The sequence below is a fragment of the Marinobacter alexandrii genome, assembly GCF_005871205.1.
Taxonomy (GTDB): domain Bacteria; phylum Pseudomonadota; class Gammaproteobacteria; order Pseudomonadales; family Oleiphilaceae; genus Marinobacter; species Marinobacter alexandrii.
This window is the reverse complement of record NZ_SWKM01000016.1, coordinates 128015-145069: the sequence shown is the minus strand read 5'-3', so window position 1 is coordinate 145069 and position 17055 is coordinate 128015. Positions and strand designations below refer to the sequence as shown.

General features: G+C 58.2%; 17 protein-coding genes. 6 read left to right on the top strand and 11 right to left on the bottom strand.

The window, feature by feature from the left end; genetic code table 11:
- Window positions 1–14 precede the first annotated feature (14 nt).
- Both FCS96_RS19135 and FCS96_RS19130 read left to right on the top strand, forming a co-directional pair.
- On the top strand, window positions 15–380 hold the full coding sequence (locus FCS96_RS19135) for a hypothetical protein (RefSeq protein ID WP_138441950.1): 366 nt from the start codon (window positions 15–17) through the stop codon (window positions 378–380).
- A 36-nt stretch (window positions 381–416) separates the two neighbouring features.
- Entirely contained in the window at window positions 417–863 is a 447-nt protein-coding gene (locus FCS96_RS19130; protein WP_138441949.1) for a type IV pilin protein, read from the top strand.
- A 22-nt stretch (window positions 864–885) separates the two neighbouring features.
- On the opposite strand, the gene ispH is transcribed toward FCS96_RS19130, so the two are convergent.
- The 6 genes from ispH to murJ form a co-directional block, all read right to left on the bottom strand.
- Window positions 886–1839, bottom strand: a complete 954-nt coding sequence (gene ispH, locus FCS96_RS19125) for a 4-hydroxy-3-methylbut-2-enyl diphosphate reductase (RefSeq protein WP_138441948.1) — start codon at window positions 1837–1839, stop codon at window positions 886–888.
- A gap of 38 nt (window positions 1840–1877) precedes the next feature.
- Complete coding sequence (gene fkpB / locus FCS96_RS19120; RefSeq protein ID WP_138441947.1) at window positions 1878–2330, bottom strand: FKBP-type peptidyl-prolyl cis-trans isomerase; 453 nt, start codon at window positions 2328–2330, stop codon at window positions 1878–1880.
- A gap of 5 nt (window positions 2331–2335) precedes the next feature.
- Entirely contained in the window at window positions 2336–2860 is a 525-nt protein-coding gene (gene lspA, locus FCS96_RS19115) for a signal peptidase II (protein WP_138441946.1), read from the bottom strand.
- Window positions 2860–5679, bottom strand: a complete 2820-nt coding sequence (gene ileS / locus FCS96_RS19110; protein WP_138441945.1) for an isoleucine--tRNA ligase — start codon at window positions 5677–5679, stop codon at window positions 2860–2862. Before ileS ends, lspA begins: the two co-directional genes overlap by 1 nt.
- 71 nt (window positions 5680–5750) lie before the next feature.
- Complete coding sequence (gene ribF / locus FCS96_RS19105) at window positions 5751–6722, bottom strand: bifunctional riboflavin kinase/FAD synthetase (RefSeq protein WP_138441944.1); 972 nt, start codon at window positions 6720–6722, stop codon at window positions 5751–5753.
- Window positions 6723–6835: 113 nt separating this feature from the next.
- A complete protein-coding gene (gene murJ / locus FCS96_RS19100) occupies window positions 6836–8416 on the bottom strand; it encodes a murein biosynthesis integral membrane protein MurJ (protein WP_138441943.1) in 1581 nt (526 codons plus the stop codon).
- A 269-nt stretch (window positions 8417–8685) separates the two neighbouring features.
- On the opposite strand from murJ, the gene rpsT reads away from it, so the two are divergent.
- Window positions 8686–8955, top strand: a complete 270-nt coding sequence (gene rpsT, locus FCS96_RS19095; protein ID WP_138441942.1) for a 30S ribosomal protein S20 — start codon at window positions 8686–8688, stop codon at window positions 8953–8955.
- A gap of 82 nt (window positions 8956–9037) precedes the next feature.
- On the opposite strand, the gene proB is transcribed toward rpsT, so the two are convergent.
- The 4 genes from proB to rplU all read right to left on the bottom strand — a co-directional run bounded on the left by proB (window position 9038) and on the right by rplU (window position 12124).
- The gene (gene proB / locus FCS96_RS19090; RefSeq protein WP_138441941.1) at window positions 9038–10162 is read right to left on the bottom strand and encodes a glutamate 5-kinase; all 1125 of its coding nucleotides are present in this window, start codon (window positions 10160–10162) and stop codon (window positions 9038–9040) included.
- 21 nt (window positions 10163–10183) lie between these two features.
- Window positions 10184–11380: an Obg family GTPase CgtA gene (gene cgtA, locus FCS96_RS19085; RefSeq protein ID WP_138441940.1), complete on the bottom strand. Its 1197-nt coding sequence runs from the start codon at window positions 11378–11380 to the stop codon at window positions 10184–10186.
- A 135-nt stretch (window positions 11381–11515) separates the two neighbouring features.
- The gene (gene rpmA, locus FCS96_RS19080) at window positions 11516–11776 is read right to left on the bottom strand and encodes a 50S ribosomal protein L27 (RefSeq protein ID WP_041341649.1); all 261 of its coding nucleotides are present in this window, start codon (window positions 11774–11776) and stop codon (window positions 11516–11518) included.
- Window positions 11777–11812: 36 nt separating this feature from the next.
- Window positions 11813–12124 (bottom strand): 50S ribosomal protein L21, encoded by a 312-nt coding sequence (gene rplU, locus FCS96_RS19075; protein ID WP_041341647.1) that lies wholly within the window; start codon window positions 12122–12124, stop codon window positions 11813–11815.
- Window positions 12125–12378: 254 nt separating this feature from the next.
- On the opposite strand from rplU, the gene ispB reads away from it, so the two are divergent.
- On the top strand, window positions 12379–13347 hold the full coding sequence (gene ispB / locus FCS96_RS19070; RefSeq protein ID WP_138441939.1) for an octaprenyl diphosphate synthase: 969 nt from the start codon (window positions 12379–12381) through the stop codon (window positions 13345–13347).
- On the opposite strand, the gene FCS96_RS19065 is transcribed toward ispB, so the two are convergent.
- Window positions 13340–14326: a glutathione S-transferase family protein gene (locus FCS96_RS19065; RefSeq protein ID WP_138441938.1), complete on the bottom strand. Its 987-nt coding sequence runs from the start codon at window positions 14324–14326 to the stop codon at window positions 13340–13342. The genes ispB and FCS96_RS19065 overlap by 8 nt on opposite strands.
- Window positions 14327–14484: 158 nt before the next feature.
- On the opposite strand from FCS96_RS19065, the gene FCS96_RS19060 reads away from it, so the two are divergent.
- Both FCS96_RS19060 and FCS96_RS19055 read left to right on the top strand, forming a co-directional pair.
- The gene (locus tag FCS96_RS19060; RefSeq protein WP_138441937.1) at window positions 14485–15396 is read left to right on the top strand and encodes a LysR substrate-binding domain-containing protein; all 912 of its coding nucleotides are present in this window, start codon (window positions 14485–14487) and stop codon (window positions 15394–15396) included.
- A 116-nt stretch (window positions 15397–15512) separates the two neighbouring features.
- Window positions 15513–17042, top strand: a complete 1530-nt coding sequence (locus FCS96_RS19055; protein WP_138441936.1) for a WS/DGAT/MGAT family O-acyltransferase — start codon at window positions 15513–15515, stop codon at window positions 17040–17042.
- Window positions 17043–17055: the final 13 nt, after the last annotated feature.

Below are 17055 nucleotides of genomic sequence, written 5' to 3'. Positions count from 1 at the left end.
GCAGGGTATTTCACATGAAGTTACCAGCTAGAATTTCTCTACAGGGCACCTGCCTGACACTGGCTCTCGGTTTGGGAGCATTGGGGGCAGGCTCAGTCCAGGCTGAATCAATAGTGGATGATGTTCAAGTGCGAGGCGCATTCGACAGCGCCACCATTGAGCATAAAGGCACGGTCGATCTGATTCCCGCTGACGGTCGAGGTATCATCGTCGACGACACGCTGCTTGAATTGGATAGCGTTATCACGGTTAACGGTCAAAACTGGTCCCGGGAACATTTAGCCAGAAAGTTGGAGCAAGGGATGCAGATCACGTACGAGCTGAAACAGGGCCTTTCTGGACCGCAGCCCGTTATTGTCTCAATCAAAGTGCATTGGTAAACAGCCAGTCTCGCACCAAGTAGTAAAGGAATGCTGATGGGTACATCAACCAAACCGACAGTCAGGACGCTGGCACGGCAAATGCCAAAAAACGGTGGTTTCACGCTCCTGGAGCTGGTCATTGCTGTTGCCATAATCGGCATCATTGTCGCAATAGCCTTCCCTGCTTATCAAAATCAAGTCGAAGATACGCGCAGGAGAACGGCTCAGGCTGATCTTCTAGAGCTTGCCCAGTGGATGGAGCGGCGCTACTCCAACGGCTTTGACTACCGGGACGCTGGAAACAACCCGGCTTTACCATTCACTCAGTCACCTCAGGACGGAACAGCGTTCTATAACCTCAGCTTCACTGCTGCTATCGCCAGGGACGCGTACACCCTGCAGGCTGTTCCCACAGGGGCACAGGCTGGCGATGACTGCGGGACACTGACCATAGATGAGCAGGGTAACCGTGGTGCTGCTCTTCCGGCAGGCTGCTGGTAACCAAGAAACCGGTTGAGCTCGCTCAGTCGAGCTCAACCGCATCAATTCTCAGCTCCTTGGGCATAGAAAACACAATATTTTCCTCACGCCCTGCAATTTCTTGCGGAACATTACCACCGAGCTCACGTAGGCGCTCGATCACCTCATTAACCAACACCTCAGGCGCAGACGCTCCCGCCGTAACACCCACCGATGTCTTACCATCCAACCACTCCGGCTCAATCTGTGCCGCCTCATCAATAAGGTAAGCCGGTGTCCCCATACGCTCCGCCAGCTCGCGTAGGCGGTTGGAGTTGGAGCTGTTCGGAGAGCCAACAACAAGCATAAGGTCGCAGTCACCTGCCAGCTGCTTTACCGCATCCTGCCGATTCTGGGTGGCGTAGCAGATGTCGTCTTTGCGCGGGCCTTCAATCTGTGGGAATTTTGCGCGCAGGGAGTCGATCACTCGAGCAGTGTCATCCATGGACAATGTCGTCTGGGTAACGTAGGACAGACGGCTGGCGTCTTTTACATCGAGCTTGGCAACATCCGCCTCGTCTTCAACCAGATAGATATCACCGCCGTTGGTGTGATCGTACTGGCCCATGGTGCCTTCCACCTCGGGATGCCCATGGTGGCCGATCAGGATGCATTCGCGGCCATCCCGGCTGTAGCGCATGACTTCCATGTGTACCTTGGTCACCAGCGGACAGGTGGCATCGAAAACTTTCAGACCCCGACGGGCAGCCTCGCTCTGAACGGCCTGAGACACACCGTGGGCACTGAAAATCACCAGCTTGTCATCCGGCACCTCGTCCAGCTCGTCCACGAAGATGGCGCCGCGATTACGCAGGTTATCCACCACGAACTTGTTGTGGACCACTTCGTGACGCACATAAATGGGTGCTCCGAACACATCGAGGGCACGATTGACGATTTCGATGGCGCGGTCCACGCCGGCGCAAAAGCCACGTGGGTTGGCGAGTCGGATCTGCATGCTGGGTTCCCGCTGGTAAAGAATGAGCCGTACCGACGTCAGTGCGTCGGTTTCGCCGGTTCGACGTCGATGATTTGCACTTCAAAGGTCAGTGTACGCCCCGCCAGCGGATGGTTGAAGTCCACTTCGACTTCGTCTCCCTCGACACGGCTGACCACCCCCGGCAGCTCGCTCTGGCGAGCATCCGCGAAGGAAATCATCACACCAGGCTCGAGCACCATGTCGGCGCTGAACTCGTGGCGCTTGAAGGTTTGCAGGTTGTTCGGATTGTGCTGGCCGAAGGCCTTCTCGGGCGGCACTTCGTAACTAGCGCGCTCCCCTGCCTTCATCCCCATCAAATAAGCTTCAAAATTTTCCGGTAGGTTATCATCGCCGATTTCCAGCATGGCCGGCTCTTTTTCAAAGGTGGAATCAATCACTTCGCCGTCCGGGAACTTCAGTGCAAAATGCAATTTAACACGGGTTCCCTTGTCTACGGGCAATTCATTCATGAGCGTTAGTCACTCCTGTCGGCATCGCCGCCAGAACTGGCGGGCGAGCGAAACGTATCAATGATCATCATGGCGGCACCGACGGTAATAGCCGTGTCTGCCAGGTTGAAGGCGGGGAAGTGCCAATCCTGCCAGTAGAAATGCAGGAAATCGACAACGTAGCCATGAACTACACGGTCATAGACATTGCCGAGGGCGCCGCCAAGAATCAGTACGATGGCAATGGCGGTCCAGGTTTCATGGTGCTGGAGTTTTCTCAACCAGATCACCAGCACGCAGCTCACCGCCAGCGCCAGGGCCACAAAGAACCAGCGCTGCCAACCGGCGGCCTGCGCCAGGAAGCTAAAGGCCGCGCCGGTGTTGTGCAGCAATGTCAGATTGAACATCGGCACGACCGGCACCGGATCGCCATAGGTCAACATGGCGGTGGCCAGGGCTTTGGTGCCCAGATCGAGCACTACCACCAGCACCGCCAGCCACAGCCACTTCATTTTTGAGCCGGTTTCCGCTTCCGCCATCACAGAGTCCATCAGGCGAACGCGCGGGCTTCGCCTGGCCCTTCCAGATTGGCCACACAGCGACCACAGAGATCGGTGTATTGGGTATTTGAACCGACGTCTTCACGGTGGTGCCAGCAGCGCTCACACTTGGCGTGCGCGGCCGGTGTTACCGCCACCCGCAGCCCCTCGTAGGCTGTCAGCTCCGCTTCGCCGGCCTCTGAAGCCGGCTTCACGGTGGCCTCGGAAGTAATCAGGACAAAGCGCAGTTCTTCGCCAAGGTGCTTCAGATTAGCGGCCAGATCGCCTTCGCAGAACAGAGTCACTTCCGCGCTCAACGAGCCCTTGATTTCACCACGGGCACGGGCGTCTTCCAGGCACTTGTTGACCGCCTCTTTCACGCTGAAGATTTCACGCCAGTACTCACGGCCCAGCTCAGCGGTTTCCGGCAGCTCGGTCAGACCGTCGTACCAGGTTTCATAGAACACCGTGTCGCCACGCTTACCCGGCAGGTGCTGCCAGATTTCGTCGGCGGTGAAGCTCAGGATCGGCGCAATCCAACGCACCAGCGCCTCGGCTACATGGTAGAGCGCGGTCTGGCAGGAGCGTCGTGCCAGGCTGTCTGCCGGTGTGGTGTACTGGCGGTCCTTGATGATGTCCAGATAGAAACCACCCAGGGTCGACTCGCAGAAGTTGTAAACCTTCTGGTAGATGCGCAGGAACGCGTAGTTCTGGTAATCGTCTTGGAGCTCGTTCTGCAATTGCAGCGCCCGGTCCACCATCCAGCGGTCAAGGGCAATCATGTCTTCCGGCGCAACGGTGTGCTGTTCCGGATCGAAGCCACTGAGGTTGCTGAGCAGGAAGCGTGAGGTGTTGCGAATCCGGCGATAGCCATCGGCAGTCTGGCGCAAGATATCCTTGGACACCGTCATCTCACCGCTGTAATCGGTCGCAGCGACCCACAACCGCAGGATATCGGCACCCAGTTCGTTCATGACTTCCTGGGGCGCGATTACGTTACCCAGCGACTTGGACATCTTGTGCCCCTTGCCGTCCACGGTAAACCCGTGGGTCAGCACCTGGCGATACGGCGCCTCGCCGTTCATGGCGATGGAGGTTTTCAGGGACGACTGGAACCAGCCGCGATGCTGATCCGAACCTTCCAGGTAGATGTCCGCCGGGAACTGGCCCAGCTCGTCCCGCACCCGCAAAACGGATTCGTGGGTAACCCCGGAATCAAACCAGACGTCCAGCGTGTCAGTGACCTTATCGTACTCATCGGCGTCGTCACCCAGCAGAGACTTGGTTTCGATGTCGTACCAGGCATCGATACCATCCACTTCGATGTGCTTGGCCACCTTCTCGATCAGCGCCTGGGTATCCGGGTGCAGCTCCTGGGTTTCCTTATGGATAAACAGGGTGATCGGCACGCCCCAGGTACGCTGGCGCGAGATACACCAGTCCGGAGATTGCTGGAACATGGCTTCAATACGATTCCGGCCCCAGGACGGCACCCAGCGCACACCTTTGATGGCTTCCAATGCATCGGCCCGAAGGTTCTGCTGCTCCATGCTGATAAACCACTGCGGCGTGGCGCGATAGATCAGCGGTGTTTTGGTGCGCCAGCAATGCGGGTAGCTGTGCCGGAACTTCTCGGAGCGCACCAGCTTGCCTTCGCGCTCCAGGGCCGCGCAGACAGGTTCATCGGCTTTGTACACGTGCACGCCCGCCAATTCGCCAGCAGCACTGGTGTAGGTACCGTCGGCCTGAACCAGGTTGATGGTGCCGATGTTGTAGGCCTTGCCCACTTCAAAGTCTTCCATGCCGTGGTCGGGCGCGGTATGCACAGCACCGGTACCGGCCTCAGTCGACACGTGGTCACCAAGGATGATCGGTACCTGCTTGTCGTAGAACGGATGCTGCAACGCCAGGTGCTCAAGTTCGGAACCGGTACAGGTGCCCAGCACCTCGTACTGCCCGACTTCCCAGCGACTCATTACGCCCTCGACCATATCGGCGGACAGAATAAGTCGCTCCTGCCCCAGGCCGAGATCAGCCTGAACCAGTGCGTACTGAAGCTCGGCATTGAGCGACACCGCCTGGTTGGCAGGAATGGTCCAGGGCGTGGTGGTCCAGATCACGACGGAAACAGCACCCTCACCGCTGTCTGTTCCAAACGGCGCCAGGGCCTTGCCTTGATCCACAGCGGTGAAACGCACATCAATCTGTGTGGACGTCTTGTCCTGGTATTCAACTTCGGCCTCTGCCAGTGCGGACTGACCCACCACACTCCAGTAGACCGGTTTGTAACCACGTACCAGGTGGCCCTTGGCAACAATCTTGCCGAGCGCGCGGACAATACCGGCCTCCACCTTTGGATCCATGGTCAGGTAGGGCTTGTCCCACTGGCCCATGACGCCCAGGCGAATAAAATCTGCCTTCTGACCTTCAATCTGTTTGGCCGCGTAGTCACGACAGGCCTGGCGGAAGGTCTTGTAATCCACCTTGACGCCGGCCTTGCCGATTTCCTGCTCGACCTTATGTTCGATCGGCAGACCGTGGCAATCCCAGCCTGGCACATAGGGGGCGTCATAACCCATGAAGCCCTGAGACTTCACGATCATGTCTTTCAGAATCTTGTTGACCGCATGACCAATATGAATGCTGCCGTTGGCATAAGGAGGCCCGTCATGAAGAACGAACTTTTCCCGCCCTTCGCGCTGCTTGCGCAGATTGCCGTAGACATCCAGATCCTGCCAGCGTTTGAGCATCTCCGGCTCGCGCTTGGCCAGGTTACCGCGCATGGGAAAGGCGGTTTCCGGCAGATTCAGGGTATGCTTGTAGTCGCTCATGGTCTGTGTGCGTGCTCTTTTGGTCAGTTTGGGTCAGTAATCACTAATGTGTGGGCCGAAGCCGCCGGTTTTCAATGCGCTGTCCGACAGGATCCGTTTTTGGACAGCCAATCCCGGGCATCGTCAAAATCGTTGGCGATCTGTTCTTTCAGGGCGTCCACGGAGCTGAATTTGATCTCCTCACGCAGAGCCTCACGAAACACAACGTCGATTTGACGACCATAGAGTGTGCCAGCAAAGTCAAACAGGTGCACTTCCAGCGCCGGCTGCTTGCCATCAACCGTTGGCCTCAGGCCGATATTAGCCACGCCATCGTAGGTCGATCCATCGTCAAGCGTCGTGCTCACCACATAAACGCCCCTCAGGGGTGCCATGCGTTTAAGCAGAATGTTGGCGGTCGGCGCACCAATCTCGCGCCCCAATTGACGTCCGTAGACTACACGGCCGGTGATCCGGTAAGCGTGGCCCAGAAGCGCTTCCGCTTCGGCCAGTCGGTTCAGGGCCAATCGATCGCGAATCCGGGTACTGCTCACCCGCTCCCCGTCTATGGTCACCGTGCGGGTATTCTCCACCGTGAACCCCTGGCTCTCACCGCTTTCCCGCAGCAGCATGAAATCACCAGTGCGGTCACAGCCGAATCGAAAATCATCGCCCACCACCAGGTGGCGTACGCCAAGTCCATTGACCAGAACGGCGTCAATAAATTCCCGACTTGTTAAGCAACGGAATCGGCTGTTGAAATGCAGACACAGCACGTAATCAATACCTGCCGCTGTCAGAGCCTCAAATTTCTGCCGAAACGACATCAGCCTGGGAGGCGCTTCCTTGCCCTGAAAAAACTCCCTGGGCTGAGGCTCAAAGACCATGACCACCGACGGCAACCCCAGGCTGGCCGCTTTCTCTTTGACCTGCTCCAGGATAGTTCGATGCCCAATGTGCACCCCGTCGAAATTTCCAATGGTCGCGACACAGCCACCAGCAAGGGGAGAATTCTCCCGCCGGGACAGCAGAGTCAGGTTGGTCAGGCCTCGGATCAGACGCATGCAATGCGAACCTTCAGTTACCAGCTGGCTTTCAGCTCCCCGCATCATCCAGGGCAAATACGCGTGGTTTTGCCGGACCGAGGATCACTGGTGAGAAAACGCGCGATTATACCTTACCTGTGGCGGAAATGTCTTACCCTCACCCCGGTCAACGCCAGCACCAGGAAGTAAACTGCCACGCCAACGCCAACCAGCACAGCCATATCGGCAGCTCGCTGGAAGCCACCGGCCGCCAGCCAGTCGCTCACGGGCGCCTTGAGCCAGACAATGCTCGCCGCCAGCGCCAGATTCGCACTGACAATCTGGAGCAGGAAACGGCTCCACCCGGGCTGGCTGCGCCAGGCACCCTGATCGCGCAACCCGCGCCAGAGCAGGTAGCCATTGAGCCAGGCAGACAAGGAGGTCGCCAGCGCAAGGCCGGCATGGGCCAGAGGGATGACCAGCATGAGGTTGAAGGCCATATTGGCAACCATGGCAATCACACCAATCTTGACCGGGGTTTTGGTGTCCTGCCGGGCAAAGAACCCCGGCGCCAAAACCTTGATCAGCATGAACGCAAGCAGGCCGGCGGAGTAGGCTCGCAGACTCTGGGCCGACATCAACACGTCACGATCGGTCACTTCCCCGTAATGGAACAAAGTGGCAATGAGAGGCTCTGCAAGCAGTGCAAGTGCCACCGCAGCTGGCAGACCGATCAGCAGGACGGCACGCACGGCCCAGTCGAGGGTGGCGGCAAACTGATCCGCGGACTCCGCCGCGTGTTTGCGGGACAAGCTGGGCAGGATGACAGTGGCAATGGCGATGCCGAACACGCCCAGAGGCAGCTCCGACAGCCGGTCCGAGTAGTACAGCCAGGACACACTGCCGGTCTGGAGAAAGGAAGCCAGCACAGTATCCAGCAGCAGGTTAATCTGACTCACCGATACCCCGAACAACGCCGGTGCCATCAACCGGAGAATACGGCCAACCCCTTCATGCTTGTAATCGACCCGGGGGCGCGGCAACAGACCCAGGCGCATCAGGAACGGCAACTGGAAGAACAGCTGCAGGGCACCGGCGATGAACACACCCCAGGCCAGCGCCATAACCGGCTCGGCCATCAACGGCGTCAGGTAAATGGCGGCGCCAATCATCGCCAGATTAAGCAAAACCGGGGTAAAGGCGGGCACCGCAAAACGGTCGTAGCTATTCAGTATGCCACCGGCAAACGCCGTCAATGAGATCAGCAGCAGATACGGAAAGGTGATTCGCAGCATGTCGCTGGCCAGGGCGAACTTAACCTCATCCTCTAGGAAGCCGGGCGCAAAGACTGCCGTCAGCACTGGGGCACCCAGCATGGCCACGAGGGTGACCGCCAACAGAATCAGCCCCAGCGAACCAGCCACCGCGTCCACCAGTCGCTTGACCTCCGACACCGGCTGATGCTCGCGATAGGAGGACAGCACCGGCACAAACGCCTGGGAAAAAGCGCCCTCAGCAAACAGGCGGCGGAGGAAATTGGGAATCTTGAACGCCACAAAGAATGCATCTGCACCGGCGCCTGCGCCGAAATAGCGGGCAATAACCATATCCCTGACCAGGCCCAGCACCCGGGACAACATGGTCATGGCACCAACAAGCCCGGAGGAACGTAACAGTCCCGGGGCCTTTGGCAGGCTTTTTTGCTCGGTCTTGGTTTCGGGTTCCGATGACATGCAGGTACTGATCTGGCGTTAGACTGCGATACGGCAAGGCGTCTCGGAAACTACTAGCTCAGCCCGGACACCCTCACCCAATGAGCGGCGAGTTTAGCACAGGCCTCTCGTGCCGGGGGATGACCGGGCGATGAAATGACCAATGGTCTTGACATTTCAGGGTTTCAGCGGCATAGTTCCGCGTCATTTATTTCGACGCGCTGGTTTTGGCGCGCCCGCGATGTAACGAATCATTCAGCAACGAATTTGAGATTTTCAGGAGTTTTACGGTGGCAAATACCCCGCAAGCCAAAAAGCGCGCACGTCAGAACGAGAAGAACCGCAAGCACAACGCAAGCCTGCGTTCTATGGCTCGTACCTACATGAAAAAAATCCAGACCAAGATTGAGTCCGGCAACTACGAAGAAGCCCAGACTGCTTTCAAGCAGGCTCAGCCGATTCTGGACAGCATGGTCAACAAAGGCATCTTTGCCAAAAGCAAAGTCGCTCGTCATAAGAGCCGCCTGAGTGCCAAGATCAAGTCTCTGAAGAGCGCGTAAGCGGAATTATCTTCGGAAACGAAAAAACCGGCCAACTGGCCGGTTTTTTTATGCCTGCACTTTTTATATCTGCACTTCGGATCTACACGAGAACCAGATTATCCCGATGAATCATCTCGTCACCTGAGACATAGCCCAACACCTCGGCAATCCGATCACTGGAGCGCCCGGCGATCGCCCTGGCCTCATCCGCGTCGTAATTGACCAGACCCCGTGCAACCTCTTTGCCCATCGAATCGACACAGGACACCATCTCGCCCCGACGGAATTGACCGACAACCTCGCGAACCCCAACCGGCAGCAGACTTCGACCACCCAGACAGACAACCTTGACCGCACCATCGTCCAGGCTCAGCTTGCCTCGGGTCTGCAGATGACTCGCCAGCCACTGCTTGCGAGCCGCCACCCTTCCCTGCTCAGGCAGCAGCAACGTGCCAACCACATCGCCCTGACGCAGGCGGGTAATCACGCCTTCGATCCGCCCACCGACGATAACCGTAAAAGCACCGGAACGGGCCGCCAGACGGGCAGCACGAACCTTGGTCAGCATGCCACCACGCCCGAGCGCACCAGCACCACCGCCGGCCATAGCATCAAGCGCCGGATCACCGGCCTTACTCTCTGCCACCAACGAGGCATCGGCGTGCTTACGCGGATCTTTATCGAACAAGCCCAACTGATCGGTCAGGATGATCAGGCCATCGGCCTCAATCAGGTTGGCAACCAGGGCGCCGAGGGTATCGTTGTCGCCAAACCGGATCTCGTCGGTAACCACCGTGTCGTTTTCGTTCACGATAGGCACAACGCCAAGATCCAAGAGCGCCCGCAAGGTGCTGCGACCATTCAGGTAGCGCTTGCGATCGGAGAGATCGTCGTGGGTCAGCAATATCTGTGCGGCGTGCAAGCCGTGGCGCCGAAACTGAGCCTCCCAGGTTTGCACCAGCCCCATCTGCCCCACAGCGGCGGCGGCCTGGAGTTCATGCAGGTGTTGCGGCCGTGCTTTCCAGCCGAGCCGGCTCATGCCCTCGGCCACGGAACCGGACGACACGATCACAACCTCCACACCCTCTTCAATCAAACCGGCGATCTGATCGACCCACAACCCCAACGAGGCCACATCCAGACCTTTGCCGTCGTTGGTCAGCAGGGCACTTCCGATTTTGATGACCAGGCGCTTGGCCCGACGCAGATGGGTGCGCTCACTCATGATCCGTGCAACTCTCTTCGTTTACTCAGGGGCGTAGACCACTTCGACATCGTAATCATCGTCATCGAAGTCGTCATCATCGTCGTCGTCCTGACGGGCAGCGCGGCGCGCCTGACGCTCCGCTTCGATCCGAACACGGGCCTCCTCATCCATCCGGCGCTGGCGAGCAGCTTCGCGCTCGGCCACCTCAGGATTTTGAGCCTCTTCCTCGGCCTGCTGTTCTATCCAGCGCATAACGGCCTGGGTCAACGGCTTGGTACCTTCACCGCTGAGCGCGGAGATCCAGAACACCGGCCCCTTCCAGCCCAACTTGTCGACAATGGCCTGACAGTGGGCATCGCGATCTTCCTCGGCGACCATATCCACCTTGTTCAGCACCAGCCAGCGCTCACGCTCAGCCAGGGTTTCACTGAACTTCTCCAGCTCATGCTCGATCGCACGCACCGCCTCGACCGGTGATGAGCCGTCATAAGGAGCCACATCCACCAGATGCAAGAGCAAACGGGTACGAACCAGGTGCTTGAGGAAACGGATGCCAAGGCCAGCACCCTCTGCCGCACCTTCAATCAAGCCGGGAATATCGGCGATCACAAAACTCTGATGCGCCTGCACACTGACCACACCAAGATTGGGTACCAGCGTGGTAAACGGATAGTCGGCCACTTTGGGCCGCGCCGCCGAGACCGAACGGATAAACGTGGACTTGCCGGCATTGGGCATACCAAGAAGACCAACGTCCGCCAGCACTTTCAGCTCAAGACGGAGATTTCGCAGCTCACCCTCGGATCCCTTGGTGGTCTGCCGGGGCGCCCGGTTCACCGAGGACTTGAAACGAGTATTGCCAAGGCCATGAAAGCCGGCCTGGGCCACTTTCAGACGCTCGCCGGCGCGGGTCAGATCACCCAACACCTCATGGGTATCCATATCCACCACGGTGGTTCCCACCGGCACCGGCAACACCAGGTCTTCACCCTTGTTGCCTGTACAATTACGACCCGAACCAGGCTCGCCATTCTGGGCCTTGTGCTTACGCTGGAACCGATAATCGATCAGCGTATTCAACGCACTCTCGGCTTCCAGATACACGGAGCCACCGTCACCACCGTCGCCGCCGTCAGGACCGCCCTTTGGCACGTATTTCTCGCGCCGAAAACTGAGGCAACCATGCCCGCCTTTTCCAGCCTCAACGATGATGGTGGCTTCGTCTACGAATTTCATTGATAAACCCTTTGCGCCTCGCGCATAAACTAAAAAGCCCCGCAGCCTCTAGGAAGCTTTGCGGGGCTCCTGGCAACTCTGATATCTGATGATATCAGGGCCACCTAAGGTTCGACAGAACCGGATCGCCGCTGCTTACGCAGCAGGAACGATGCTCACGAACTTACGGCTCTGCGGGCCTTTGACCTCGAACTTCACCTGACCTTCCGCTTTCGCGAACAGGGTGTGGTCCTTGCCAATGCCTACATTGTTACCAGCGTGGAAACGGGTTCCGCGCTGACGAACGATGATGCTGCCTGCAGATACATTTTCGCCGCCATAGCGCTTCACACCAAGTCGTTTCGACTCGGAATCGCGACCGTTACGGGTACTACCTGCTGCTTTTTTGTGAGCCATTACCAGCCTCCTTCTCTAAGGGGTAATTCGAGAGCCTCAGCCCTTGATACCCGTGATCTTGACTTCAGTAAACCACTGACGGTGGCCCTGACGCTTCATGGAATGCTTCCGACGACGGAACTTGATGATCTGAACCTTGTCGTGACGACCGTGGCTGACCACTTCCGCAGTCACTTTGGCGCCATCTACAACCGGCGCACCTACCTGAACCTTGTCGCCGTCGGAGACCAGCAGAACGCGATCGAACTCAACGTTACCACCAGTTTCAACTTCCAGCTTTTCCAGCTTCAGTGTTTCGCCTTCTTTTACACGGTGCTGTTTACCACCGCTAACAATAACTGCGTACATTAACCTTCTCCGCGATTGACCCATCCCTGCTCTTATCCACCTGGTTCTAAGGGAAGCTCTTTGGCAACCCTATAGCAGGGAGCGCAGGTTGGGATGAGTTGGGCGCGTGATTGTACGAAAAGGTGCCGCGCAATACAAGCCAAGTTGACACTGTAGGCAGCAATACCTAGCATTGCCGCGACCTGCCCGAAATATCACTGACCGCTTTCATCAAACAGCAGCCATCAAATAGCAATGAGGGATCAACAAGCCGCATGACAGCCCAGCGCATTTACGACACCGTGGCCGATGACTTCAGTCGCGTCAACGAACTGATCATCCAGCGGCTGTCCTCAGACGTTCCCTTGGTGAAAAAGATTGCCCAGTACATCATTGAAAGCGGGGGCAAGCGCCTGCGCCCCCTACTGGTTCTGCTTTCCAGCCAAGCCACAGGCTACGCCGGAAACAATCACCTGAAACTGGCTGCAGTGATCGAATTCCTGCACACCGCCACCCTGCTCCATGACGACGTAGTCGACACGTCGGACATGCGCCGGGGCCGGAGCACCGCCAATGCCCGCTGGGGCAACGCACCCAGCGTTCTGGTAGGGGATTTCCTCTACGCCCGGGCATTCGAGATGATGGTGGAGCTGGAAAGCCTGCCGATCATGAACGTGCTCTCACACGCTACCGCGGTGATTGCCGAAGGCGAAGTGATGCAGCTGATGAACGTCAAGAACCCGGATCTTACCGAAGAGCAGTACATGAAGGTCATTCACAACAAGACCGCCATGCTGTTTGAAGCTGCGTCCCACTCCGGCGCCCTGCTGGCCGGCGCTAGCCAACAGCAGGAGAAAGCACTGCAGGACTACGGCAAACACCTGGGCCTGGCGTTCCAGCTGGTGGACGACGTACTGGATTACCGTGGCGATGCCGACACCATGGGCAAGAACGTTGGCGACGACCTGGCAGAAGGCAAGGCCACGCTGCCACTGATTCACGCCATGGCCAACGGCAGTGACGAAGAGCGCCAGCTCATCCGTCAGGCCATTCGCAAAGGCGGCCTGGACGACCTGTCCCAGATCTTGGCCGTTGTCGAGAACACTGGCGCCCTGGAATACACCATGGCGCGAGCCCGGGCCGAAGCAACGCAGGCCGCCAAATGCCTGTCCGGCCTTGCGGATTCCAGCCACAAGACCGCCCTCACCCTGCTAACCGAAGTGGCCGTGGCCCGGGTTAGCTAAGCGCTTCCCGGCCGTGGGGAGCATCCAGCTCGACCTTGGGGCCGACCGGAACCACCTGGGTCGGGTTAATGGTGCGCTGGCTGACGTAATAGTGGCGCTTGATCTGCTCCAGATCCACTGTCTCGGCAACACCGGCTACCTGATACAGATCCCGCACGTAAGCTGACAAGGCCGGGAAATCGGCGATCCGCTGGCGATTGCATTTGAAGTGACTGAAATAGACCACATCAAACCGGATCAAGGTTGTGAACAACCGCCAATCTGCTTCGGTCAATTGATGCCCAACCAGATAGCGCTGGGTCGACAACCGGTCTTCCAGCCAATCCAGCGACCGAAACAGTTCGAAATAGGCCTCTTCGTACTTGTCCTGCGCAGTCGCAAAGCCGGCTTTATACACCCCATTATTAACGGTGTGATAGACCCGCTCATTAACGGCTTCTATGTCTGAACGAAGCTCGCTCGGGTAAAAGTCCACCCCCTCCTTGACCCCGTCTAGGCCGTCAAAAGCGGAATTCAGCATTCTGATGATGTCCGCCGACTCATTACTGACGATGGTCTGCTTCTGGGTATCCCAAAGCACCGGCACCGTTACCCGGCCAGAATAGGTGGGTGCAGCCCGGGTGTAGAGCTGGTGCATAAACCGGTAGTTATGCAGGTCGTCCCGGTGTATCTCATCGTCCGGCCGGAATTCCCAGCCGTTCTCCACCATATCCGGATGCACAACGGACACAGCGATGTGCTGCTCCAGCCCCTTGAGCTTCCGGAAAATCAGGGTCCGGTGCGCCCAGGGACAGGCCATGGAGACATACAGATGGTAACGACCGGACTCGGCCTGGAAGCCACCCTCGCCCTGAGGCCCAGGTGCTCCGTCCGCAGTGACCCAGTTGCGAAAGCGGGCGGCTTCTCGCTCAAATTTGCCACCGGTTTTACCAGTGTCGTACCACTTGTCGTGCCAATTGCCGTCTACAAGAAGACCCATCGATACACTCCCGTTAAAATTTCTGATCGTGACGGACCGGCTGGCTAGGTGGCATTAAACTCCCACCGGGCCAGTCCACATTTAACGGGAAGAATAACGAGGACCCTGCTACCCTCTCAAACAAGCATTTCTGGCCAACAACCTCAGATATTTCGAACATGCACACAGCCATCACCATCGACGCCCTAAAAGTTCTCGACGCCATTGACCGCAAAGGCAGCTTCGCCGGCGCCGCCAATGAGCTGTTCCGGGTTCCCTCGGCCATCAGCTACACCGTGCAAAAGCTGGAAGAAGACCTGAACGTTGCCATTTTCGACCGCAGTGGACACCGGGCCAGCCTGACACCGGCCGGACGTTACCTGCTAGAGGAAGGCCGCACGCTTCTGGAGGCGGCTGAGAATCTTGCCCATACCACCAAACAGGTCGCCCAAGGTTGGGAAACGCGCCTGCGCATCGGCTTCAATTCGCTGCTGCCAGCAATGTGCCTGTTTCCAGCGGTTCGCGAATTCTACGAGCTGGGCGTGCCGGTTGATGTACAGATTGTCGAAGAGGTTTTTGCCGGCTCCTGGGATGCCCTGCAGGACCGTCGCGTCGACCTTATTCTCGGTGCCGACCAATACAGCAAACCCGCCGGCAATTTCACTACCCAAGCCCTGGGCACCATGCCCTTTGTCTTCGCGGTCGCCCCCGACCACCCGCTGGCAGGAATCAGCGAAGTCCTGACTGAGGACGATATCACCCAGTACCCGGCCGCCGTGGCAGCCGACACCTCGCGCTCGCTCCCGCCTGGTCACGCCGGCATTTTTCGACGCCAACGTACATTGACCGTCGCCAACGTCGACCAAAAGATTGCCATCCAGGAATCCGGCCTTGGCGTCGGATGGCTGCCACTGCCCCGGATTCGGGAACAACTCAAACAAGGTAGCCTCATCACCAAGCAGGTGCATGAGCCCAGATCGCCGATAATGCTTCATATCGCCCGGCACGCGGATGATCAGGGCAAGGCGCTGATGTGGTTCTGGGACCGGCTGACCACCGATGGCTCAATCAAGGAATGGCTCGCCAACTGAAGGGAGCAGGATGGTAATGTGACCGAGGGAAAGGCTGGACCCTGGCGGCACAGCCAACGGGAAAACCCCGATGTTCGCGTATACTCAGCGAACCTAAGCGCCAAGGGAGTCTATTAATGCGGCAATTGTCGGAACTGGATGCCTCGTTTTTGTACCTGGAATCTGAGACCACGCCCATGCACATCGGGGGCATCTACCTATTCGACGCCAGCGAGCAGAAAACACCCCTGGCGTTCAGCACTTTTGTCGCTTACCTCAGAAGCCGCCTGCATGTAGTCCCGGTCTTCCGCCAGCGCTTGAAAGAAATCCCCATTCGCCTGGGCCGCCCCTACTGGATTGACGATCCGAACTTCAGCATTGAGCGCCACCTGGCCTACGTCAACCTGGGGGAAAATGGCCAAAGGGATACTTTGATGACCCTGGCCTCAAAGATTCTGGAAGAGCCCCTGAAACGGGACCGGCCGTTGTGGCACATCACCTTTGTGGACGGTTTCCGACTGGATAACGATGATCCCGACAGTCAGGGCTTCGCCCTCATCGTCAAGCTGCACCACGCCGCCATCGACGCATTCAGTGGTGAGGACATCCTGAGCAATCTACTGGAGTACACCCCGGAGCCCCGTCCGATTCACGCACCTCGGCCCTGGCACCCTCGACCTGCGCCGTCAGAAGAGCGCGTTATCCTTCAGGCCGGCGCCAACATCCTCAAGACACCGGTGCAGTTTACCGCCCTGGCGGTTAATGCCGCCCAGGCCACCGCACGAGGTCTGATCCAGAAGCAATTGCGCAAGCTGCCCATGCCCTTCCCGCTGTTCGCAGCGCCACACAGCCCGTTCAATCGACAGATCACGGCTAATCGACAAATTGTATCCGCCAATGTCGATCTGGCCCGGCTCAAGGCGGTGAAGGCCATGTTGGGCGACGTCACGCTTAACGATGTAGTTTTGGGTCTGTGCGCCGAAACCCTTCGCCGATACACCGCAGATCATGATGGCGACACCCGGAAATCGCTGATCGCCATGACTCCGATTTCAGTTCGCTCCAACAGCCTGCGCAGGGCTACGGGCAACCAGATGTCGGCCATGCTGCTTGATTTATCCACCTGCGAACCGGACCCGGCTCTGCGAATACGCCGGATTCACTGGAACGCGGTTGCCTCGGAGCCCTACCGCGAAGCCATTGCTGCCGATCGACTGACCGAACTCCTGCCTTCGACCATGCTGGCGCTGTCTGCGCGGCTGTACTCGGAACTGCAGATCGCACAACGCTATCAGCCGGCGTTCAACCTCCCCATAACCAATGTTCCCGGGCCCCAGGTTCCGCTTTACCTACAGGGCGCGCGACTGGTCCAGCAGTACAACACTGCGCCACTGTTCGACAGCATGGGACTGGTAATCGTCGCGGTCAGCTACCAGGGCAGTCTGACGCTGAATTTTACCCTGTGCCCGGATGTGGTCGCCAATGGCGCCTCTCTGGCCGACTACATCGAGAGAAGTTTGGACGCGATCGAAACTGCGGCGAATTCACTGGAACCCGAGGAAGACCCGGAGGAGGGCTCGGCGTCATCACACCAAACCTTGACCGACGATGTGCTGACCGCACTGGAAGGGGTTCTGAAAAAGGCGCTGCACCGCTTTCGCGCCTGAGGAATCACCAGCC